General features: G+C 71.2%; 20 protein-coding genes. 4 read left to right on the top strand and 16 right to left on the bottom strand.

The window, feature by feature from the left end:
- The first annotated feature begins 28 nt into the window (after nucleotides 1-28).
- Both ACIA6A_RS36565 and ACIA6A_RS36570 read left to right on the top strand, forming a co-directional pair.
- A complete protein-coding gene (locus ACIA6A_RS36565) occupies nucleotides 29-811 on the top strand; it encodes an SAM-dependent methyltransferase (RefSeq protein WP_396102632.1) in 783 nt (260 codons plus the stop codon).
- Nucleotides 812-1,561: 750 nt separating this feature from the next.
- A complete protein-coding gene (locus ACIA6A_RS36570; protein ID WP_396102633.1) occupies nucleotides 1,562-2,095 on the top strand; it encodes a hypothetical protein in 534 nt (177 codons plus the stop codon).
- Between the two features lie 296 nt (nucleotides 2,096-2,391).
- Here ACIA6A_RS36570 and ACIA6A_RS36575 read toward each other — a convergent pair whose 3' ends face one another.
- Complete coding sequence (locus tag ACIA6A_RS36575; protein WP_396102634.1) at nucleotides 2,392-4,182, bottom strand: diguanylate cyclase domain-containing protein; 1,791 nt, start codon at nucleotides 4,180-4,182, stop codon at nucleotides 2,392-2,394.
- A gap of 121 nt (nucleotides 4,183-4,303) precedes the next feature.
- Between ACIA6A_RS36575 and ACIA6A_RS36580 the strand changes: the two genes are divergently transcribed.
- Entirely contained in the window at nucleotides 4,304-5,332 is a 1,029-nt protein-coding gene (locus ACIA6A_RS36580; protein ID WP_396102635.1) for an LLM class flavin-dependent oxidoreductase, read from the top strand.
- Nucleotides 5,333-5,374: 42 nt separating this feature from the next.
- Here ACIA6A_RS36580 and ACIA6A_RS36585 read toward each other — a convergent pair whose 3' ends face one another.
- Nucleotides 5,375-6,484 carry an acyltransferase family protein gene (locus ACIA6A_RS36585; RefSeq protein ID WP_396102636.1) on the bottom strand — a complete coding sequence of 370 codons (1,110 nt, stop codon included), beginning with the start codon at nucleotides 6,482-6,484 and terminating at the stop codon, nucleotides 5,375-5,377.
- Nucleotides 6,485-6,527: 43 nt separating this feature from the next.
- Nucleotides 6,528-8,786 (bottom strand): putative bifunctional diguanylate cyclase/phosphodiesterase, encoded by a 2,259-nt coding sequence (locus ACIA6A_RS36590; protein ID WP_396102637.1) that lies wholly within the window; start codon nucleotides 8,784-8,786, stop codon nucleotides 6,528-6,530.
- 184 nt (nucleotides 8,787-8,970) lie between these two features.
- Between ACIA6A_RS36590 and ACIA6A_RS36595 the strand changes: the two genes are divergently transcribed.
- Entirely contained in the window at nucleotides 8,971-9,819 is an 849-nt protein-coding gene (locus tag ACIA6A_RS36595) for an SGNH/GDSL hydrolase family protein (protein WP_396102638.1), read from the top strand.
- Between the two features lie 4 nt (nucleotides 9,820-9,823).
- Here the strand turns inward: ACIA6A_RS36595 and ACIA6A_RS36600 are convergent, their stop codons facing one another.
- The 13 genes from ACIA6A_RS36600 to ACIA6A_RS36660 all read right to left on the bottom strand — a co-directional run bounded on the left by ACIA6A_RS36600 (nucleotide 9,824) and on the right by ACIA6A_RS36660 (nucleotide 22,219).
- Nucleotides 9,824-11,413, bottom strand: coding sequence for a methyl-accepting chemotaxis protein (locus tag ACIA6A_RS36600; protein WP_396102640.1), 1,590 nt, complete (start codon nucleotides 11,411-11,413; stop codon nucleotides 9,824-9,826).
- A 64-nt stretch (nucleotides 11,414-11,477) separates the two neighbouring features.
- Nucleotides 11,478-12,086 (bottom strand): MSMEG_1061 family FMN-dependent PPOX-type flavoprotein, encoded by a 609-nt coding sequence (locus tag ACIA6A_RS36605; RefSeq protein WP_396102641.1) that lies wholly within the window; start codon nucleotides 12,084-12,086, stop codon nucleotides 11,478-11,480.
- 20 nt (nucleotides 12,087-12,106) lie between these two features.
- The gene (locus ACIA6A_RS36610; RefSeq protein WP_396102690.1) at nucleotides 12,107-12,391 is read right to left on the bottom strand and encodes an SIP domain-containing protein; all 285 of its coding nucleotides are present in this window, start codon (nucleotides 12,389-12,391) and stop codon (nucleotides 12,107-12,109) included.
- Nucleotides 12,392-12,400: 9 nt separating this feature from the next.
- Nucleotides 12,401-13,012 (bottom strand): TetR/AcrR family transcriptional regulator C-terminal domain-containing protein, encoded by a 612-nt coding sequence (locus tag ACIA6A_RS36615; RefSeq protein ID WP_396102642.1) that lies wholly within the window; start codon nucleotides 13,010-13,012, stop codon nucleotides 12,401-12,403.
- Nucleotides 13,013-13,143: 131 nt separating this feature from the next.
- Nucleotides 13,144-15,582, bottom strand: coding sequence for a transglycosylase domain-containing protein (locus tag ACIA6A_RS36620; protein WP_396102643.1), 2,439 nt, complete (start codon nucleotides 15,580-15,582; stop codon nucleotides 13,144-13,146).
- A 92-nt stretch (nucleotides 15,583-15,674) separates the two neighbouring features.
- Complete coding sequence (locus tag ACIA6A_RS36625; RefSeq protein WP_396102644.1) at nucleotides 15,675-16,496, bottom strand: SDR family oxidoreductase; 822 nt, start codon at nucleotides 16,494-16,496, stop codon at nucleotides 15,675-15,677.
- Entirely contained in the window at nucleotides 16,489-17,637 is a 1,149-nt protein-coding gene (locus ACIA6A_RS36630) for an NAD(P)/FAD-dependent oxidoreductase (RefSeq protein WP_396102645.1), read from the bottom strand. The genes ACIA6A_RS36625 and ACIA6A_RS36630 overlap by 8 nt, the downstream gene beginning before the upstream one ends.
- Nucleotides 17,634-17,831 (bottom strand): ferredoxin, encoded by a 198-nt coding sequence (locus ACIA6A_RS36635; protein WP_396102691.1) that lies wholly within the window; start codon nucleotides 17,829-17,831, stop codon nucleotides 17,634-17,636. Before ACIA6A_RS36635 ends, ACIA6A_RS36630 begins: the two co-directional genes overlap by 4 nt.
- 16 nt (nucleotides 17,832-17,847) lie before the next feature.
- Complete coding sequence (locus ACIA6A_RS36640; RefSeq protein WP_396102646.1) at nucleotides 17,848-18,981, bottom strand: cytochrome P450; 1,134 nt, start codon at nucleotides 18,979-18,981, stop codon at nucleotides 17,848-17,850.
- A 151-nt stretch (nucleotides 18,982-19,132) separates the two neighbouring features.
- Nucleotides 19,133-19,819 (bottom strand): response regulator transcription factor, encoded by a 687-nt coding sequence (locus ACIA6A_RS36645; protein ID WP_396102647.1) that lies wholly within the window; start codon nucleotides 19,817-19,819, stop codon nucleotides 19,133-19,135.
- A 72-nt stretch (nucleotides 19,820-19,891) separates the two neighbouring features.
- Entirely contained in the window at nucleotides 19,892-20,383 is a 492-nt protein-coding gene (locus tag ACIA6A_RS36650) for a hypothetical protein (protein WP_396102648.1), read from the bottom strand.
- Between the two features lie 7 nt (nucleotides 20,384-20,390).
- A complete protein-coding gene (locus ACIA6A_RS36655) occupies nucleotides 20,391-21,029 on the bottom strand; it encodes a hypothetical protein (protein ID WP_396102649.1) in 639 nt (212 codons plus the stop codon).
- 50 nt (nucleotides 21,030-21,079) lie between these two features.
- Nucleotides 21,080-22,219 carry a S8 family serine peptidase gene (locus ACIA6A_RS36660; protein WP_396102650.1) on the bottom strand — a complete coding sequence of 380 codons (1,140 nt, stop codon included), beginning with the start codon at nucleotides 22,217-22,219 and terminating at the stop codon, nucleotides 21,080-21,082.
- Between the last annotated feature and the right edge of the window lie 106 nt (nucleotides 22,220-22,325).

The following is a 22,325-nucleotide window of genomic DNA, read 5'->3' on the forward strand; positions in this document are numbered from 1 at the left end:
CCTCCACAATGGAGTAGGGTTTCTCGGCATGGCGAACGCCGATCCCGACTTCTCGAACCGTCCCAGCAGCGCGCGCATCTACGACGCCCTGCTCGGCGGCAACCACAACTTCGCCGCCGACCGTGAGGCCGCGCAGGGCCTGCTGGCCATGATCCCCACGGCCGGTGACATGGCCCGCGCCAACCGGGCCTTCCTCAGCCGGGCGGTGCACTATCTCCTCGACCGGGGTGTCCGCCAGTTCCTCGACATCGGCAGCGGCATCCCCACGGTCGGCAACGTCCACGAGATCGCCCAGCGCCGCATCCCGGACGCCCGGGTGGCCTACGTCGACATCGACCCGGTGGCGGTGGCTCACAGCAACGACATCCTCAAGGACAACCCCTGGGCTTGCGCGATCCAGGCCGACATGCGCTTCCCCGACGCGGTCCTGGACCACCCCCAGGTCCGCCGCCTCATCGACCTCGACCAACCGGTCGGCCTCATGCTGGTGGCCATGCTGCACTTCGTGACGGAGGACTCCGCCTACGAAGCGGTGGCCCGTCTCCGCCAGGCCCTGCCCATCGGCTCCTACCTGGTGATCTCGCACGGCATCTCCGACACCCCGGCCGACGCCAAGGAGGCGGAGGTGACAGCCCTCTACCGCCGAACCGACGTCTCAGCCGCCCACGGCCGCACCCGCGACCAGATCCTGCAGTTCTTCGGTGACGCGGAACTGGTCCCCCCAGGCCTGGTCTGGGTCCACGAATGGCCCGACGGAGGCGACGGCAACGCCAACGGCATGGCCGTGGTCGCCGGGGTGGCAGCGCTCTAGGAGCCCCGCCCTCACCCGGTGCCCTGTTCCCGATCTCTCCTGCTGGTGCCGATACCTCGCCTCCCGGTGGCTTCTCTCCGGGGCTTACCCACTTTGGGTCGTGATGCCGGGCGCTCCGCCTGGCGAGAGCGGTCGCCCGCTCCGGGCTTGCCCCGTTGTGCGTCCACCCCGGCACCGCGCCAGTCGACGACGTATCTGCCACGACGTCTCCCTTCGCGCAATTATTTGCGGCCCACACTGTTTCTTTCGCTGCGGCACGAGCGCTTGTGTGTCACTTCCCTGTTCGCGTCAGCTCGGCCGTTTGCACAAAGTATCGTGCTCTTGACGTCGCGTATATTCGTTGGCTTTCATGGCTACGAACGTACTCTTTACTCCGCAGCCCGACAACGCATGCAGCGCCGGAATCTGTCGGTCTTCTGTCAGCGGGCTTCGCCACGTCAGGAGTCAATTGATGTTTTGCCGGTCGCGAAACTTGTCGATGATCCAGTTGGACGTTCCGGGCGGCTCGGAGGACAATAAAGGGCATGGGGCAGATGTCGATGTTCACACGTGATCAGGTCACGGATATGCGCGATCGGACCAGATCGAGGAACTATTCGCTGGAGCGCGAAAGGTTCCGTCGTGAGCATGCCGAGAATCGTGCTTGGGGAAAGTACCGGGTTCATGTCGCGCGTATGAGTGAATTGCGCGCCACGCGTGGTGATGCGTTTGTGGACAGGGCGATCGAGTCGTTGTGGACCGCGTTGATGCGTGCTCTGGGGTCGCTTCCGCCGGCCCCGGCTGCGGCCCCGGCTGCGGTTCCGGCCCCGGCCCCGGCCCCGGCTGCGGCCCCGGCTGCGGCCCCGGCTGCGGCCCCGGCTGCGGCCCCGGCCCCGGCCCCGGCTGCGGTTCCGGCTGCGGCCCCGGTCCCGGCCCCGGTCCCGGCCCCGGCCCCGGCTGCGGTTCCGGCTGCGGTTCCGGCCCCGGCCCCGGCCCCGGCTGCGGTTCCGGCTGCGGCCCCGGTCCCGGCCCCGGTCCCGGCCCCGGCCCCGGCTGCGGTTCCGGCCCCAGCCCCGGCCCCGGCCCCGGCCCCAGCCCTGGCTGCGGTTCCGGCTGCGGCCCCGGCCCCAGCCCCAGCTGCGGTTCCGGCCCCAGCCCCGGCCCCAGCCCCAGCCCCGGCTGCGGTTCCGGCCCCGGCCCCGGCTGCGGTTCCGGCCCCGGCCCCGGCTGCGGTTCCGGCGGCGGTTCCGGCGGCGGTTCCGGTCGTCGGTCTGGCTGCGGTTCCTGTGCCGGGCGCGGGTATAGGAAAGGGTGTGGCGCCGGGCGCAGTTCGGATGCTGGCCTCAGTTGTGGGGCCGGGGCGGGGGGCCGGTTTCGGTGGGGTTGGCGGTTTGTTCGGGCGCGGTCCTGGTGATGGTTCTGGTCGCGTTTTTCTGGGGCTATCGGGGACCGCTTTTGTATTTTCGCGGGGATTGTGGCGTGGCTTGGGTGTGGTTCTGGTCGGGGGTGGGGGTTCGGCGGGGGTGTTGAGGGGGTGCATCGGTTACGGGTGCAGTTGCGGGTTCGGGTGGTGGTTATTTTTGGGCTTCGGGAACGAAGGGTCAGACTGCGTTCTTTACTCGGTACATTGCTGCGTCGGCTTCTCGGAGTAGGGCGTCGGGGTTGTCGGCTGGGCCGGTTGCGGTTCCTATGCTTGCCCCCACTGTCAGGGGGAGGCCGTTTATCAGGAACGGGTGGGTCAGGGTTGTGGCCAGGTGGGCGGCCAGGTCTGCCGCGGTGGCGGGGGTGGCTGCCGGGAGGATGATGGCGAATTCGTCGCCTCCTAGGCGGACTGCGAGGTCGTGGGGGCCCAGGGCGGCTCGAAGGCGGTGGGCCACCGCCACCAGCAGGTCGTCGCCGATGTGGTGGCCGTGGAGGTCGTTGATCTGTTTGAAGCCGTCGAGGTCCGCTACCAGGACGCTTACCGGGGCCGGGCCCGTCGCCGCCAGGTGTTCCGCCAGCAGGGTGCGGTTGGCCAGGCCGGTGAGGCGGTCGTGGGTGGCCTCGTGGCGCAGCTGGTCCTGCAGGGCCCGGGCCTCCGTGACGTCGCGGGCGTTGTAGACCACGCCGCGGACGCTCGGGTTGGCCGTGAGATCAGCACCTACCAGGTCGAGCCAGCGCCAGGTGCCGTCGGCGTGGCGGACGCGGACCTGGACGGCGGCGTCGGTGCCCGGTTCGGCGGCCAGTTCCTCGCGCAGGTCGTGGAACGCCGGCAGGTCGTCGGGGTGCAGGTAGATGTCCAGCCCGGCACCGACCGCCTGGGTGGTGCCGAAGATGCGGGTCGCGGACGGGCTCGCGTACCGGATGATGTCGCCCGGGCCGACGACCAGGGTGACGTCGGACGCGTGCTGGACCAGCGACCGGAACCATTCCTTCTGTTCGTGCAGGTCGGTGAGGAGCCGGTCGTTGTCGGTGAACGCGACCAGCTGGCGGCCGAGCACCAGCGCGGTGATGGCCAGCACGCCGATCGTGACGCCCCAGGTGCGCACGTCCGCACTGGTGTGCGGCAGCGCGACGACCAGCAGGACCTCGGCCGCGATGACCGCGACGTACGGCATGCGGCTGTAGCGCCGGCGCCGGTCGGCGGGGCGGGTGGCGTCGAGGCGGCGGGTCTGGAGTTCCTGCATGCGCAGGCTGATCGGGATCAGGGTGCAGGACAGGACCTGGGCCAGGAAGATCATCCGCTGGTCGTGGCCGCCGGTGAGCACGAGTCCGGCCGAGGTGCCCAGCGCGGTGGTCGCCACGCCGAGGCTGCCCACGATGCCGGGACCCAGCAGGAACGGGGCCAGTTCGCTGAAGACGAGTTTGAGCAGGCCGAACACCACCACCAGCATGACCGCCGCGCTGGCCGCCGCGGCGTAGCGGTCGGTGTCGTGGGCGCTGCTGAGCTGCGGTGCGAGTGTGAAGTACCAGAGGAACACCGCGACGCCGGCCAGCACCGTCACCGCGTCGAGCCACAACCGCAGCCGCTGCCGGCCGGTGGCGCCGAGCGGGTGGCACAGCATGGTCACCGCGACGATCGACATGGCGAGCACGACCATCGTGGTCTGGACGACCGAGACGCCGGTGTGCCCGGGGAAGCGCAGCACCAGGCTGGTCTGGTAGGCGTCGCCGACCGCGCAGAAGATCATCGCGATCTGCAGGGCCCGCCAGAACCGCAGCGAGTACGGCCGGTGGCGGGACAGCCGGGCGAGCCGCCACCCGAGGAAGACCAGCAGCACGTCGAGCGCGGTCTGCACCAGCCACGTGGACAGCAGCGGGGCCGGGCCGGCCAGGAACCACGGCACGCACAGCACCGCCAGCCCGGCGAGGCCGAGCAGCCAGGGGTCGCGCAGGTGACTCCGCTGCCCCATGATGCTCCTTGTCCCGTTCGTGGTCGGACCTGTCATCGGCGGGGCACCCGCGCACCTGAGGTGGTGTCCGGTGGATCACCGGGACGACCGCGATGATCGCCGGGCGTTCTAGGATCGCGGCATGAGCTCCGTGGAATTCGGCCTCGACACGTTCGGTGACGTCACCGTGGACAAGGACGGCAACTCCCTGCCGTACGCCCAGGTGATCCGGAACGTGGTCGAGCAGGCAGTGCTGGCTGACGAGGTCGGCGTGGACGTGTTCGGGCTCGGTGAGCACCACCGGGACGACTACGCGGTGTCAGCGCCGGAGATCGTGCTGGCCGCGATCGCCGCCCGTACCCGCAGGATCCGGCTCGGCACCGCGGTGACCGTGCTCAGCTCCGACGACCCGGTGCGGGTGTTCGAGCGGTTCGCCACCCTGGCGGCGGTCTCCGACGGGCGGGCCGAGATCACCCTGGGCCGGGGTTCGTTCACCGAGTCGTTCCCGTTGTTCGGCTACGACCTGGCCGACTACGAGCAGCTGTTCTCGGAGAAGGCCGACCTGATGGCCGAGCTGCTCACCGAGAAGCCGGTCACCTGGAGCGGCACGGTGCGCCCGGCGCTGCAGGACCAGGAGGTCTTCCCGAAGACCGAGGCGGGCACGATCCCGACCTGGATCGGTGTCGGCGGCAGCCCGGAGTCGGTGGTCCGCGCCGCGCAGCACGGTTTCCCGATGGTGCTGGCGATCATCGGCGGCGACCCGGCCCGGTTCGCCCCGTACGTCGAGCTGTACCACCGGGCTCTCGACCAGTTCGACCGGGAGAGGCTGCCGGTGGCGGTGCACGTGCCGGGCTTCGTGGCCGCGACCGACGAGGAGGCGGTCGAGACGCTGTGGCCGCACGCCCAGAAGTCGATCACCCGGATCGGTGCCGAGCGGGGCTGGCCGCCGTTGACCCGGGACCGGTTCGAGGACGACATCAGCGAGGGGGCGTGGCACGTCGGTTCCCCGGAGACGGTGGCCGCGAAGATCGCCCGTACGGTCACGGCGCTCGGGATCCAGCGCTTCGATCTGAAGTACTCGGCCGGGACGCTGCCGCACGAGTCGCTCATGACGGCGATCCACCTGTACGGCACCGAGGTCATCCCGCGGGTCCGCGAACTGCTGGACTGAGCGGGGCGGGGGCCGGCCCCGGGGATCGGGGCCGGCCGGGTGTCACTGGGAGATGGGGCGCTTCAGCCGGTCGCGCAGGATCCGCGACAGCGGGCGTTCGACCAGCTTGTGGATCAGCCAGGCGAGCAGCAGCACCGCCGTCACCGCCGTGGCCAGCACGAGGTAACGGTTGAGGTGCTCGTGCAGGTAGTAGATCAGCGTCCAGCCGATGTACTCGTGCACCAGGTACAGCGGGTAGGTCAGCGCGCCGGCGACGGTCAGCCACTTCCACTGGATGCCGTCCAGGCGCCCGGTGGCGACCACGGCCATCGCGGCGAACACGGTCGCGACGATGATCAGCGCCGGCCAGGCCGGCATCGGCCGGCGCAGGATGTCCTCGGCGATGTGCTGGCTCTGGCCCATGGCGTGGTGCTGCGCCATCAGGAACGACGCCCCGACCAGGCCCCAGAGACCGATGTGCGAGCCGAAGCGGTGGATCAGGAACAGCGCGATGCCGGCCGAGAAGTATGGCGCGTAATCGGGCATCACGATCACGTTCAGGGCGGGTACGTCCGCCTGCGTCGCGATCGCCGCGGCCACGAGCCAGCCACCGGCGAACAGGACCGCCCGGCGCACCGTCAGACCGCGCCAGACCACGAGCGCGAACAGCAGGTAGAAGCGGGCCTCGACCCACAGCGTCCAGTAGACCGCGTCCACCGGCGAGATCCCGAGCGGCTCGTGCAGCATGGTGAGGTTGACCAGCATCTCGCTGCCGGAGACCGGTTGGCGCACGATCGGCCACAGGGTCAGCACGCTGAACGTCAGCAGCACCGCCGCCCAGTAGGCCGGGTACAGCCGCACGATGCGTGAGCGCAGGAAGTCACCGAGGGACCGGCCCCACGCGCTCATGCAGATCACGAATCCGCTGATCAGGAAGAACAATTCCACACCGAGCCAGCCGTACGCCGTGATGGGCGCCAGCGTCGGGAACACCGTCTCGGTGGGGCCTCCCCACCACTTGGGCTGACCCCGGTCGTACGCGGTGAAGTGGTAACTGACCACCGTGAGCGCCGCGACCAGCCGGAGTCCGTCGAGCACCGCGATCCGGCCCTTGCGGGGCGGGGAGGGTTGGCCGGCAGGCCGGCGTTGCTGGGGGGTGAGCAGAACAACCATGGCGGGTACAATACGACGCCCGGTACCCAAACCGCACCCGGCCCTAGGCCGTCACGAGATCGACGGAATGACCGGCGCCGCTGCGCAGCAGTGCGTCGAATTCGGCCGGGGGCAGCGGGCGGCTGAAGTAGTAACCCTGCAGCGCCGGGCAGCCCGCCGCGCGCAGCGCCTGCCAGTCCTCGACCTCCTCGACACCCTCGGCCACCGCGGTCATGCCCAGCGACTGGGCCAGCCACAACGTCGCCGAGATGATCGACGCCTTGCGGGGGTCGGTGGCGAGGCCGGCCACGAACGAGCGGTCCAGCTTGACCACGTCCGCCGGGACCGACTGGAGCCAGGTCAGCGAGCTGTAACCGGTGCCGAAGTCGTCGAGGGCGATCCGGACACCGAGCGCCTTGATCGCGTACAACCGGCTCTGGAAGTCGCCGGAGGTGGCCAGCACCGCGGTCTCGGTGATCTCCAGGACCAGCCGGGACGGGTCCAGGCCGGGGGCGCGGGCGAGCAGCGCGGCGAGCATCGGCACGAAACCCGGCTCGGACAGCTGCCGCGGGCTGACGTTGACCGAGACGTAGCCGAGGTCGTTGTTCCAGTACATGAGGTGCCGCAGCGCGGAGACCAGGACGTGCTCGCCGAGCGGCACCACCAGGCCGGTCTCCTCGGCGGCGCCGATGAAGTGGCCGGGCGCGAGGATCTCGCCCTGCGGGGTGCGCATCCGGACCAGCGCCTCGGCGCCGATGATGCGGCCGTCGGCGCCGGCCACGATGGGCTGGAACCAGACCGGCAGGGTGACCTCGAGGTCACCGTCGAGGGCGGCACGCAGCCGGGCCTCGGCGACGATGCGGTCCTGCACGGCGACGCGCATCTGGTCGCTGAACATCTCGAGCCGGTTGCCGCCGCCGCGCTTGGCCGCGTACATGGCGGTGTCCGCGGACAGCACGGCCCGCTCGGCCTCACCGGGACCCTGGGCGCCGGCCAGGCCGATGCTCACCGACAGCTGGACCCGGTTGCCATCGATCACCAGGGGTTCGGCCATGGCCGCGATCAGCGCCTCGCCGATGCGGCGGCCCTCGTCGGGGGTGACCGGCAGGGCGATCACGAACTCGTCGCCGCCGAGGCGGGCGGCGAGCGATCCGCGCGGCACGCCGGACTGCAGGCGTACGCCGAGAGCGCGCAGCACCTCGTCGCCGGTCGCGTGCCCGGAGCCGTCGTTGATCGCCTTGAAGCGGTCCACGTCGAGGTAGAGCACGGTGGCGGGCAGCGGGCGCCCGGTCAGCATGCTGATGATGTCGTGCTCGAAGCCGCTGCGCGACAGCAGCCCGGTCAGCTGGTCGTGACGCACCCGGTACTGCAATTGCGCCTCGTGCTCGCGGGTCCTGGTGACGTCGATGCAGTGCACGAACATCGCCCGCATCGTGCCGTGCGCGTCGTACAGGCCGGTGCCGTGCGTCTCGACCCACAGCAGCGCGTCGTCGGCGTGCCGCTGGTACTGCCGGGTCACGACGACCGGGTCACGGCTGGAGCGCATCCGGTCGAAGATGTCGGTGAGGCCGGTCCCGACCGGGGTGATCGGCAGGTCCGCGACGCTGAACCCGGGGGGCAGCTCGTCGGGCAGGCCGAGCCAGGTGCGGTACGCCGCGTTGGTGCGCATGACCCGCCCGTCGGGGGCCAGCATGAGGGTCGGCACCGGGGTCTCGTCGAACGCGATGTTCAGCTGGGCCTGGCTGTCGTCGAGGTTCTCCTGGGCGCGCTTCTCCTCGGCCTCGGTCAGTTTCCACGCGACGACCTGGAACCCGGCGGCGGCGAGCACCGCCACGCCGTGCAGGATCGCCCAGAGCAGCGGGTGCGACATGGCGCTGTGGTGGTCGTACGTGCGGTCGCTGACCAGCACGCCGAACACCGCGTGGTGCAGCGTGGTGGCGACCAGGAACATCCCGAACGGCGCCCAGTCGCGGTACAGCGCGAGCGCGGCCACGGCGATGAAGAACGTGAAGTGCGCCTCGGTCAGCCCGTGCGCCATCGAGACGAAGCCGCCGCAGACGATGGTGAACCCGAGCGCGACGAACACCGACGGCAGCCGCCGCGGCGGCAGCAGCACCGCCAGCACCACGCAGGGCAGGATGAGCAGCACGGTGACCAGCCAGGCCCGGTCGAGACCGTGCCAGAACGCACCGAAACCGGTCAGCGCGGCCACGCAGGCCGCCAGCATGAGGGTCAGCAGCCGGTGCCGCCGGGCCCAGTCCTCGTCGCGAAGACCGCCGCCCGTCGGTAGCCAGCCTGTAAGAGACGTCGCCCGGGTGAACACGTCTCACTGATCGGTCCGGGCGGGGCAAGCTTGAGCAACTCCTGAGAATCAGAGTCCGGAGCGGGTCGCGACGGCCCCGGGCACGTTTCCGGTACGGGGTGCACATGGCTTAGGGTGCTTGTGTCATGACATTTAGTGATCATGACATTTGGTGATCATGGCATTGAGTGAGCATGGGGGTCCGGTGCTTCGTCGCTGGCATGTCGCGGTCCTGGCCGTTCTCGGTGTCCTCGCCCTGGCCTGCGACGGCGCGGGCGCCACACCCGAGCCGACGTCCACCGGCGGCGCGAAGAAGGGCTACCCGTCCTCGATGGCCGCGCTCGGCGACTCGATCACCGCCGGGTACGGCAGCTGCCGGGTCTTCGTCGCGTGCAGCCGCAACTCGTGGTCCACCGGGGGAGCGGACGGCCTGGACAGCCACTACCAGCGGATCCTCGCCAAGAATCCCCGGATCAAGGGGCACGCCCGCAACTTCGCGGTCCCCGGGGCCCGCTCGGCGGACCTCGCGAAGCAGGCGGCGTCCGCGGTGGACGCCAAGGTCCAGTACGTCACGATCCTCATCGGGGCCAACGACGCCTGCGGCGGCGGCGCCGACAGCATGACGTCGGTGAAGGCGTTCCGCAAACGCGTCGACGCCGGGCTGGACCGGCTCCGGGACGGACTGCCGAAAGCCCGGATCCTCGTCGCGAGCATCCCCGACGTGCACCGGCTGTGGGAGCTCGCCCACGACGACCCGGCCGCGGTCCGCGCCTGGAAGCTGGGCATCTGCCCGTCGATGCTCGCCGACCCCACCTCGGACAGCGAGGCCGCCGAGGCCCGCCGGGACCGGGTCGACGACCGCATCGACGCCTACAACGACCAGCTCGGCCAGGCCTGCGAGGCGTACGGCGACCGGTGCCGCTGGGACGGCGGCGGGGCGCACGGGGTCCGCTTCGACATCGACCTGCTCAACAAGGTCGACTACTTCCATCCCAGCGTCGCCGGCCAGCGGCGCCTCGCCGAGGTCACCTATCCCGGCCGGATCACCTGGTGAGCGCTCAGTAACGGAAGCGGCTGACCAGGCTCTGCAGGCCGGCGGCGGCCGTGGCCAGGTCGTCGGTGGCGCCCCGGGTGCGCTCCAGGCCCGTACTCGTCACGGCGGAGGCCTCGGCGACGCCGCTGATCGTGCCGGCGATCTGGTCCGTGCCGGCCGCGGCGTGCGCGACGTTGCGGCCGATCTCGCCGGTCACCGCGGTCTGCTCCTCGACCGCCGCCGCGATGGTGGTCTGGAAGTGGCTGATCTGCTCGATGACCGCGCTGATCTCGCTGATCGAGGTGGCCGCGGCCCGGGCGTCGTCCTGGATCGCGCCGACCCGGGCGGCGATGTCCTCGGTCGCCTTGGCGGTCTCCTGGGCCAGGTCCTTGACCTCGGAGGCGACCACCGCGAAACCCTTGCCGGCGTCCCCGGCCCGGGCCGCCTCGATGGTCGCGTTCAGCGCCAGCAGGTTGGTCTGCCCGGCGATCGAGCTGATCAGCTTGAGCACGTTGCCGATCTCGGTGCTGGACGTGTCCAGCTGCCCGACGGTGCCCGACGCGACCCGGGCGGCGTCCACCGCGGCCGAGGCCACCTCGGCGGCCTGGGCGGCGGACCGGGCGATCTCGCGGATCGAGGCGGACATCTGCTCGGCGCCGGCGACCACGCTGTGCACGTTGGCGGAGATCTCGCCGGCCGCGTGCGACACCGTCCGCGACCGGTCGGAGGTGGTCTCCGCGCTCGCCGCGATGGTGCCGCTGGTGTCGGCGAGCTCGCGCGCCGAGCCGGCGACGGTGGCCGCGGTGGCGGCGACGGCGGCGACGGTCTCGCGGACCCCGTCCATCGCCCGGTCCAGCGCGGCCGCCATCACACCGATCTCGTCGCGGCTGCCGGTGCCCGCCGACCGGGTCAGGTCCCCGCCGGCCATGCCGTCGAGCACCGTGCCGACCCGCCGCAGCGGCCCCACGATGCGGCGCACGGTGTACCAGCCGGCGAGCAGCCCGGCCAGTACCCCCAGACCCAGGACCAGGATCAGCCGGGTACGGGTGGCCGCGTACTCGCGCTCGGCCTCCCGGACCGTGGCCGTCGCCTCGGCGGTCTCGGCGTCCGAGGCGGCGTCGAGCGCGCTCATCGCGTCGGTCATGATCGGGTTGGCCTGCTCGGTGGCGACCTTCTCGAACGCCACGGCGTCACCGGCGCGCGCCGCGGTCAGCTGCTCCGCGCGGACGGTCTTGTACCGAGCCCACAGCTGCGCGAACCGGTCGACGGTGGCCGGGTCGGCGGCCTCGGGACGGTAGGCCACGATCGCCGCCTCGACCGCGGTGTCGTCCTTGGCCAGGGTGGCCGCGGTGCCGGTCTTGTCGGTGGAGAGCGCGACCTCGCGGACCGCGATCCGAGCGGTGAGCGCGTCCGCCCGCAGGTCGGCCAGCAGTAGTGACGGGCGCATGTTGCCGCTCTCGATCTCGGCGCCGCTGCGGTAGACCGAGGCCAGGCCGGAGACGGCGAGCACGCCCCCGGCGGCGGCCGCGACCGCCACCGCCCCGACGGCGGTGAACACCTTGGTGCCCACGGATCGGTCGTCGAACCACGTCGTCACTGCGTCTGCTCTGCTCACGCCCCCTCTCAACGGCAGATTGTCTGACGAATCGAGTACGTGCCGGTGAGACTCCGGTTACCCGTCAGTACGGGTTGCGGGCGCCGTGGTTCAGGACCGCGTCGAAGAGCTTCGCGGGCAGCCGGGTGCCGGACTGGCTCCGGGCGATCGTGCCCGCGCTGGGGACGTCGCCGGGCCACGTGGCGGTGTCCCACAGCGCGGAGCGCACGAACGCGCGGGCGCAGTGCAGGAACAGCTCCTCGACCCGCACCTCGACGGCGATGCCGGGTGTTGATCCTTGCACGGTCATCCGTGGCAGGTAGGGGGCCTCGGCGACGATCCGGGCGGTGCCGTTGACCCGCAGCGTGTCGCCGGAACCGGGCACCAGGAACAGCAGGCCGACGTGCGGGCGCTGCAACAGGTTGCGCAGGCTGTCGAGGCGCCGGTTGCCCTTGCGGTCGGGGAACGCCAGCGTGTGGTCGTCGAGCACCAGGACGCTGCCGGCCGGGTCGCCGCGCGGCGAGACGTCGCAGGTGCCGTCGTCGGCGGCGGTGGCCAGCAGGAAGAACGGGCTCAGCTCGATGAAGCGCCGCGACGCCGCGTCGATATGGTCGATGCCCTTGTCGGCGACGACCTTGAGGGGCGTCCTGACGTGTTCGCGCAGCTCGGCCTCGGTGCTGATGACTCTGGTCATGGGGGGTCTCCTCCTGCTGGTCAGCCGGGGCTGGAGCGGCCGTGCCGCCAGTACCCGATGAAGGCGATCTTGTTGCTGGGCAGGCCGCGCCCGGCGACGAGGTGCCGCCGCACGCCGGTGGGGAGCCGGGCCTCGCCCGCGGCCCAGACGTACGCGGGGGTGTCCAGGTCCGTGGCGGTGCGCACGGCGTCGAGCGCGAGGGCGCCGGCGAGGACGGCCAGGGCCGCGGGTAGCGCGCTCTCGTCCGCGACCAGCAGGTGCGGCCCGGCCGCTCCGGCCGTCCCGGGCTCGTCGGGCGGCAGCAGGGTTGGCGATCACGGCCGGGCCGCCCGCAGGCGCAGGCGCACGCCGTCGAGGAACAGCTCCAGGCCGTACCCGAAACGCTCCTCGGGGTCGGCCCTGATCAGGTCGTTCATCGCGTGGGACATGGCGGTGGCGGGTAGCTGCGCCCCGCGTCGCTCCCAGTCGCCCTCGGCGCGCTGGGCCTGCTCCTCGATGGTGTGGCCGAGCACGTAGTTGCCGGCCGCGACGATCACCCAGGCGGCCCGGTCGAGCGGGAAACCCGCGTCGGTCAGGATCCGCAGCGCGGCGTCGCCACCGCGCACGGTGTTCGGCTCGACGACGTAGGTGCCGGCGACCACCCGGGCGCCGTCGCGGTGGGCGAGCAGGGCCCGCCGGTAGCGGTGCCCGAGCTCGGTCAGCTGGACGTCCCAGGCGCCTTCCGGGAACGGGGTGGCGCCGATCGGCTCGACGATCCGGTCGGCCATGGCGCCCAGCAGTGCAGCCTTGTTCGTGAAGTGCCAGTAGATGCCGCCGGCCTGGACGCCGAGGAGCGAGCCGAGTTTGCGCATCGTCAGCCCGTCGAGGCCCTCGGTGCCGAGCAGCTCCAGCGCCCCGGTGACGACATCCGCGCGTTTCAGTTGCATGCCGGTGAGTCTGTCAACAACTTGAACGATGTTCAATCCTGAACGTTGTTCAAGTGGGCGGCGTCACCGGGCCCGGACATGACGAAGGGCGGCGACCGCTGTCCGCGGTCACCGCCCTTGCCCGCACAGTGCTAGTTGCCGGGGCGGCCGCCGCCGCCCGGGCCCGCCTGACCGCCACCGGGCGGGTTCGTGCCGGGCTGCTCGTTGCCGGGCTGCTGGTTGCCGGGCTTGTCCTCCTTGGCCCCGGCGCTGACCGTGATGCTGACGAAGCCGCCCTTGATGGTCTGGCCGGACGGCTCGGTGCCGGCCGCCTGTCCCTTGGCGCAGTCCGACGCGACCTCGGAGCCGACCGTCGCCGTGAAGCCGGCGCCCTCGATGCTGGCCTTCGCCGCCGCGAGACTCACACACTTCACGCCGGGGATCGACTTCTGCTCACCGCGCGAGATCTTCGTACCCGCCGGCTTCTTGAACTGGACCTTCTTCTTGCCCTTCAGGATGTCCCGCATGGTCTTCTCGACCGCGGGGTTCACCACGTCGTGGCGCATCTGGTAGGGGTGGTTCTGGTATTCCGGGTTCACCAGGTACCCGGCGACCACGATCGACGACGACCCGATGATCAGCGACGCGGTCTTGTCGCCGTCGGTGGTGCCGGTCTTGCCGAAGATCGGGTGACCGACGACGCCGCGCGCCACACCGGCCGTGGTGTGCCCGCCGCACGAGCCGAGCTGGGCCTGGTCACCGACCGGGCAGCGGGCCGCGTCGATCGTCGCCCGGGCCACGTCCGGCGACGTTGCGCGGGTGCAGTGCTTGCCGCCGACATCGAGCTTCTCGCCGTTCATCGTGGTGATCTGCTCGACCGGGGTCGGCTCGCAGTACATGCCGTCGGCGGCCAGCGTCGCGTACGCGTTGGCCATGTCCAGCGGCGTGGAGGCCGAGACGCCCAGGGTGAACGCGCCCCAGGTCTTCGCCTCGTTCTTGGCGCGCGACGCGTCACCGGGCTCGCGGAACTGCACGCCGAAGCGCTGGGCCACGTCGATCACCGAGTCGGAGCCGACGCGCTCCTCCAGCGGGACGAAGTACGTGTTGACCGAGCTGCCGAAGCCCGTCCACATGTTGTAGGGGCCCTTCTCGCTCTGTGACGCGTTGCGCGGGCACCAGTACGGAGCGCAGTCGCCGCTGTCCCGGTACTGCGTCGACTTGTACTGGTAGACCGTATTGATCGGGTACGCCAGCGGGTAGCCCTTCTCCAGCGCCGCGATCATCGTGAAGATCTTGAACACCGAGCCGGCCTGGTAACCGTGGATGTCGCCGCCACCGCTGAGCAGCGGGTTCGTGGTGTTCGGGAACGACGCCCGGACACCCTTCTTCTTCAGCTCCGGGTTGGACGAAAGCCCGTTCTGCGGATTCGACGCGTCGTCGAGCTTGAACTTGCGGTTCGCGGCCAGCGTCTTGACCAGCCCGGTGCCCGGCTCGACGCCGGCGAGCAGCAGCGCGTCGCGGTCCTTGTTGCCGATCTGCTCCGAGATGTTGTCCCGGGCCGCCTTCTGCGACTTGATGTCCAGCGACGCCTTGATCCGGTAACCGCCGCTCTTGAGCCGGCGCTCCCGGTCGAACTCGGTCTTGCCGAACTCCTCGCGCCCCATCCACCAGCGGTAGAAGTAGTCGCAGAAGAAGCCCCAGCTGTTGGTCTTGACCGCGGCGCAACCGTTGCCGGTGCGCTTCACGGTGTGCCCGAGCTTCTCCTTGACCGCCTTGGCCGCCTGCTCCGGCGTGATGTAACCGAGGTCCTTCATGTTGCCGATGACCCAGTTGCGCCGCTGCAGGGCCTTCGGGTAGCCGACCGAGGTGGTCGGGTCGAAGCCGGTCGGCGCCTTCACCATGCCGGCCAGCAGCGCCGCCTGGGCGATCGACAGGTCCTTCGGCTTCTTCTGGAAGTAGACCTGGGCCGCCGCCGCGATGCCGTAGGAACCGTTACCGTACGGCGCCTGGTTGAGGTAGCCCTGGAGGATCTCCTCCTTGGACATCTCCTTCTCGACCTGCATCGCGTACTTCATCTCGGTGACCTTGCGCTTGGGGGTGTCGGTGGTGGCGTCGACAACCTCCTGCGGGGTCTGGGCCGAGTAGGCCAGCGACATGCGCACGTACTGCATCGTCAGCGTCGAGGCACCCTGCTGGCCGTCGTTGCTGTCGCTGTTGTTGCTGACCAGGGCCCGGGCGACACCCTTGAGGTCGACGCCGTTGTGGTCGTAGAACTTGTGGTCCTCGGCGGCCACGATCGCGTTGAGCATGTTCGGCGAGATGTCCTTGAGCGGGACATCGCTGCGGAACTCGTCGTAGAAGACCGCGATCTCGGTCTTGCCGTCGGCCGCCACCATCCTGCTGACCTGCGGCGCGCTGGCCTTCTTCAGTTCGCCGGGCAGGGCCGCGAAGGACTCGCTGCCGGCCTTGGCGGCCAGCCCCGACATGGCCGCGGCCGGGAAGGCCGCGGCGGCCACCACCACGCCGGACAACAGTCCGCACAGGGTGAGCATGCCGGCGTTGGTAAAGAAATTGTGATCGCGTGGACGCATCGGTTCCCCGGGCTCGAGCTACATGACGGTCGCGGCGGAGGGTACCGAACGGGTGCAACCGCGAACCTGTCAGCCGGGTGGATCGTTGCTAATCACTCGCCGCGGTGCCAGCGGATCCAGGCCGCCTGACCGCCGTCCATGAGGATGTCGGTGCCGGTGACGTACAGCGATCCCGGGCCGGTCAGGAACGCCACCACCTCGGCGATCTCGGCCGGGGTGCCGGTGCGGCCCGCGCCGCAGGCGTCCAGCATCGCGGTCATGTGCGCGCCGGCCGGGCCGTCGAACTCGGCCTTCGCCATCGCGGTCGAGACGATGCCCGGGCTGATCGAGTTGATCCGGGCGCCGCGGCGGTTCCAGGCCGTCGCCGCGGCCTGCACCCGCAGGTGGTTGCCGCGTTTGGCCAGGATGTACGCCGACGTGGGGTTGTCGTCGAGCGTCTTGACCACGGGCAGTGACGCCAGCTCTGCGGTCGGTGCGGTGGCCAGGGCCCGCTCGTCGCCGGGGCCGGGCGACGCGTAGTGCCCGGCCATGCTGGAAACGCACACCATCGACAGGCCCGGGCCGGCCACCGCGCCGAACGCGTCGATGACGTGCGCGGTGCCGACCAGGTCGACGTCGATGATCGCCCGGACCGACGCGGTGGCCGCGGAGACGCCCGCCGTGTGCACCACCGCGATCAGCCGGCCCTGCGATGCGGCGGCCCGCGCGAGTCCGGCCACGGCGTCACCGTCCGATATGTCCACTACGTGGCCCTGTGCGGCGTACCCCTCGGCTCGTAGGGCTTCGACCGCGCGGTCGACGGCGCCGGCGGAGGCGTCCGCGAGCACCACCGTGCGGCCGCTGCCGATCCGGCGGGCGACCGCCAGGCCCATGCCGCCCGCGCCGGTGACCACGACCACGTCGCGCTCAGACATCGCTCATCTCCTTGCCGATCGCCTGCCGCCACGAGCGCAGGACCTTGGGTGGCATGCCGACCGCCAGGACACCCACCAGGCGACCATCCCTGCGGTACGCGGCGACGAAAGCACGCTGCTCCAGATCGCCCTCGACCACGTCGACACCGTCGTGGCCGCGCAGGTAGCCGTACGCCTGGATCTTCATGTCGTACTGGTCGGACCAGAAGTAGGGGATCGGCGCGAACGGCTTGCGGGCCTGCGGGTGCAGCAGGTTGCGGGCGGCGGCCATACCCTGCTCGGCGGCGTTGGTGCGGTGCTCGACGCGCATCGCGACGCCGAACGCCGGGTTGTGCCACCGTGCCACGTCACCGGCCGCGTAGACGTCCGGGGCGGCGGCGCTGAACTCGTCGCACACCACGCCGTCGCCCAGCTCCAGGCCGCTGCCGGCGAGCCACTCGGTGTTGGGCAGCGACCCGATCGCGACGAGCACCTCGTCCGCCTCGACCAGCTCACCGTCGCCGAGCCGGACCCCGGTGCCGGTCACCGCCGTCACCGTGACGCCGGTGCGCAGCTCGACGCCGTTGTCGCGATGGGCCCGGGAGAGCACCCGCCCGACCCGGTCACCGATCGCGTGGGCCAGCGGCACCGGCGCGGGTTCGAGCAGGGTGACCTCGCAGCCGAGCCCACGCGCCACCGCGGCCGACTCGGCCCCCAGGAACCCGGCGCCCACGACCACCAACCGGCGCCCCGGGCCGAGGCGCTCGCGCAGGGTGATCGCGTCGGTGACGGTCCGCATGACGTGGCCGCCGTCGCCGGGGAGCCGGCGCGGGCGCACCCCGGTCGCGATGATCAGCCCGTCGTAGTCCAGCGTCGTGCCGTCGCCCAGCCGCACGGTCCGCGCGACCGGGTCCAGGCCGGTGGCGGGCACACCCAGCCGCAGGTCGAGCCCGAGCGCCGTGATCTGCTCCCCGGTGCGCAGGAACAACCGGTCCGCCTCCCACTGCGAGGAGAGGATCTGCTTGGACAACGGCGGGCGGTCGTACGGGGCGTCCAGCTCCTCGCCGACGAGCGTGAGGCGGCCCGCGTACCCCTCGCGCCGCAGGGTCTCCGCCGCGGCCAGGCCGGCGGCGGAGGCACCCACGACGACGATCCGGTTCACTCCTGCACCAGCCGGATCGCGGCCGCCGGGCAGATCGCCGCGGCCTCGCGCACCTCGTCGTGGTGCTCCGGGCCGGGGTGCGGCTCCAGCACGATCGCCACGCCGTCCTCGTCGCGCTGGTCGAACACGTCCGGGGCGACCATGACGCACTGCCCGGCCGCGACACATCTCGGCTCGTCGAACTCGATCCGCATTGTCATAGGAACCCCTTCACCAGGTGACCGGCAGTGACGTCAATCCGTACGCGACGCCTTCCATCGCGAACGGCACCTCCTCGAACGGCACCGTGAGCGCGAGCGTCGGGATGCGCCGGTAGAGGGTGCTGTAGACGACCTGCAGCTCGACGCGGGCCAGCGACTGCCCGAGGCACTGGTGCACGCCGTAGCCGAACGCGTGGTGCGAGCGCGCCGGCCGGCTCAGGTCGAGTTTCTCCGCGCCGGGGAATTCCTCCTCGTCCCAGTTCGCGCCGGACAGGTCGAAGATGATGCCGTCACCGGCGGCGATGGTCTTCCCGCGCAGCTCGATGTCCTCGTTCGCGATCCGCCGGATGCCGGTGTGCACGATCGTGAGGTAGCGCAGGATCTCCTCGGCCGCGTTGGCGACGAACTTCGCGTCGTCGCTGCGCTCCCGCAGCAGGGCCAGCTGATCCGGGTTCCGCAGCAGCGCCAGCGTGCCCAGCGAGATCATGCTGGCGCTGGTCTCGTGCCCGGCGATGAGGATCGCGACGCCCATGTGCACGGCCTCGCTCGCGGTCATCTCACCGGCCTTGACCCGCCCGGCCATCTCCGACAGGACGTCCTCACCGGGCTCGTCCATCTTCTGCTGCAACAGATCACCCAGGTACGCGGCGAGCGCGCCACCGGCGGCCATCGCCTCCTCGGGCGTGGACTCGTGGCTGATCGTCTTGCTGCTGTTGGTCTGGAAGAACGTGTGGTCCTCATAGGGCACCCCGAGGATCTGCGTGATGACCAGCGTGGGCACCGGCAGGCCGATGGTCTGCACCAGGTCCGCGGGCCGGGGCCCGGCCAGCATCTCGTCGATCAGGGTGTCGATGACCTGCTGGATCCGCGGCCGCAGCGCCTCGACCCGCTTGACCATGAACGGGGTGTTCACCGTGCGCCGCAGCCGGGTGTGCTCCGGCGGGTCGGTGTTGGTGATCAGCGGCGGGGTGTGCTTGGCCGACCCGGCCCGCCCCCGGGTCATGTGCGGGTAGTTCGGCCGCCGCTCGTCGATGCTGATCCGCGGGTCGTTGAGCAGCGCGCGCTGGTCGGCGTGCCGGGTGACGAACCACGGCGTGCTGTCGTCCCAGATCCGCACCTTGCCGACCGGGTCGTCCTTCGTCATCGTCCGCACGGTGGCGGCCGGCGCGAAGGGGCACGTGGCCTCCCGGGTCATCGGATAGTCAGGTACCGCGCTCTGCGTCATGAACCCAGCCAAACAGTCCCGTCTGACGCATCCCGGACGCCGACCTGACACGGAGCTGACGTGAGCCAGGTCACAGTTCGTAGCCGAAGCCCCGCCGGGTGTGGATCAGCGCCGGGCCGTCCGCGTCGACCTTCTGCCGCAGCCGCGAGATCAGCCGCTCGATCGCGTTCGTGTGCCGGGTCTCGCCCCAGATCTGCCACGCCAGCTGGTCCTTCGTCAGCACCTGCCCGGCGTTGAGCACCATGTAGTGCAGCAGGCGGTACTCCGCGGCGGTCAGCTCCAGCGCCCGCGAGCCCCGCCACGCGCGCCGCACCGAGTCGTCGAGCAGCAGATCGCGGTGGCACAGCGCGGTCTCCCGGCGGCGGGGCCGGCGGCTGCGCAGCAGGACCTGGGTACGCGCCAGGAGCTCGGTGATCCGGCACGGCTTGGTGACATAGTCCTCCACGGCGGACCCGAGCTCCGGCACCAGCCGGTCGAGGCCCTCGCAGCCGATCAGGCACAGGATCGGCGGGCGCTCCCCGGCCGGCAGGCGCCGGCCACGGCCCAGCTCCTCCACGTCGGGGATGCCGCCGACGTCGGCGATGACCAGGTCGAAGTCGTGCTCGCGCAGCAACGCGATCGCCTCGGTGCCGGTGCCGGTCGACTTGACCGTGTAACCCGCCAGCCCCAGCGGCGTGACGAGCGAATCGAGGACATCGGGGTCGGGCGCGACCACCAGGAGCCGGTAGCCGTGATGCTCACTGACGCTCCCGTACATGGGCACAATCATGGCCCATTTGTGTGCCGCATGGGGATTTCGACCTTGGTATACCGCACCTGCGGTACCCGCTCAGGGCTGATACAGCTCCGCGATGCGGGTCACGGTGCCGGACCGGACGGTGACGACGACCTCACGGGCATCCTGCGCGAGCCGGTTCATGTCCTTAGCGGTCGCTTCGCAGGTCGCCCCACCCTCGATCGTACCCAGGCATTCGCCGTCGCCGATGTCACGGAAGTCGGCCCGGGCCGCGAGCGGCAGCGTCACCCGGGTGTTGCTCCTGTCGACCACGATCTCCCGGGAACAGCGCGTGTCCACAGGGGACACGTGCAGCGCCGCGCAGTATTCCGGGCCGGTCTGGAACAGGATCGGCTCGACCACCACCGCCCGCGCCTTCGCGTCGAACGCCAGCAGCCGCACGGGGGAGCGGACGTCACCGGTCAGCTCCGGGAACACCGGCGCGATCTCACCGGTGGGTGACGGTGACGGCGCCGGTGCCGCCTTGGGGGAGCTGCCGCACGCGGCGAGAATCAGGACGAGGGGTACGGGAATCCAGCGCGCCATGCTCATCTCAGAACGTCGCCAACTCGATGTGGCCGTCGGGCAACCGGGCCCCCGCCGCGTCGTAGGCCCCCAGATCCGTCCACTGGTCGCTGTCGCGCACGTCCGCGGGATCGAACCAGAAGACGGTGGTGCCGGGAACCTCGCTCCACGTGGCGAGACGGGCGGTGAGGGTCCGGCCCGCCTCCTTCACCGTGATCGACGCCGGCGTGCCGGAGTAGTAGCCGAACGCCGGCTGCACCGAGTCGTCCGACAGCTCCATCTGCGCCTGCATGGGATGGAAGCCCGGGGTCGTGGCGGTACCCACGTACTCGCTGATGGTCAGCTCCTCCTGCAGCACGTTCCCGGGCAGGCGCACCCCGATCGCGAACCCGAAGTCGCTGGTCTCGTTCACGACCGGCCCGGTGACCCCGAAGATGACGTACGGCTGACCCGAGCCGTCCTTGAGCCCGCCGAGCTCGATGACGTCCCCGAGCGGCCCCTTGGCCTTGTTCTCACTGACCACCCGCGGTTTCGGGGTGGCCTTCGCGCGGCTGGACGCAGTCACGGGCACACCGGACGCGCCGGCCTGCCACGTCGGCGCGGTGCCGGGCGCCGCGCACCCGGCGGTCGACAGCACCACGGCCGCCACGGTCAGGATCCTTCTCATCGACGGCACCCTATAGTGCCCCCGCACGTGACGATCCGGCCCCACCCCGGTCAGCTCCCATCCCCGCCGCCGCCGGTGGTGGTGGTGGTGGTGGTGCGCAGTGCGGCTGTGACCGCGCCGGGGGACCATGCCGGGTGTCGGGACCGCAGGACCGCGGCGCGCCCGGCGACCGCGCCGTCCGCCGCCCGGGCCGCCTCGATCACGAGCACCCCGGCCTGGTCCGCGTTGCGCAGGGCCGTGCCGACCGCGGAGCCCTCGCCCGGTACCCGGCCCGCGAGGGCGATGACGCCGACACCGTCCGCGACCGCGGCGTCGAGAGCGGCGAGGACGTCGGCGTCGTACCCCATCCCGCCCCAGAAAGCTTTGTAGACGGCGATCCGCGCGGCCGGAGCCACCCCGGCCACCGGCCCGAGATCACGGCCCAGGACCACGCTGTGTTCCACGGGTACGCCCGCGGCGACGGAGGCGGTGTACGTCCCGTGCCCGTCCATGTCCCGCGCCGACAGGATCTCGCCGTCCGGCAGCGACCCGCCGTCGGCGAGCCACGTGTCCGCGAAGTGCCGCGCGCCGAGCACCGCGTTGCCGGTGCAGGTCGAGGCGGGGAAGCCGTCCCCGGCCTGGCAGGTCCCGTGCCATCCGGTCGGCGCGGGCCGGTTTCCGGCGAACGACGGGCTCTCGGGCCAGATGCCGGTGCCGATCATCGCGACGATCGTCCCGGCGCCGCCACCCGGCTGCGGTGCCGCCGGTCGCGCGGGTTCCGTCCCGGGTGCCTCGGTGTGCAGGACCTGGACGGGGGTCACCGCGGCGACCCGGTGGTCGGCGGCCAGCTCCGCGGCCTGGGTGCCGGTGAGCGTCGCCGAGAAACCGTTGAAGATCGTCGAGTACGTCTGCCGGGTGCGGGCACCGGCGTCCTCGAGCACCGCCGACAGGACCCCGGAGAGGTGCTTGCGGTAGGCGTCCGCGTTGCCGGCCGGGCGGATGGCCGTCGGGGCCTCCTTCAGGCGTACCACGAACTGTCGTCCGCCCCGCAAGCTTTCCCCGTCGGGCCTGGCCGAGGTGGCAACGGTCATGGTGGCGGGTGCGGCGGCCCTGGCCGGGGCCGCCGGCGCCGCGGCGGTGACGGCGGCCGCCAGGACGACGAGGGGCAGTGGCAGGCGGTGGTGACGGCGCGGGATCGCGCTGCGGGTCACGGGGTTCCTCCGGGAGTGGCCGACGGTCCGGCAAGGACGGTCACCACTCAACCCTTAACCGGTTAAGGGCGCAAGGTCCGTCCGTACCGACATGGACGAAGCCCCC

It is taken from the genome of Actinoplanes sp. NPDC051494 (assembly GCF_044454705.1).
Taxonomy (GTDB): domain Bacteria; phylum Actinomycetota; class Actinomycetes; order Mycobacteriales; family Micromonosporaceae; genus Actinoplanes.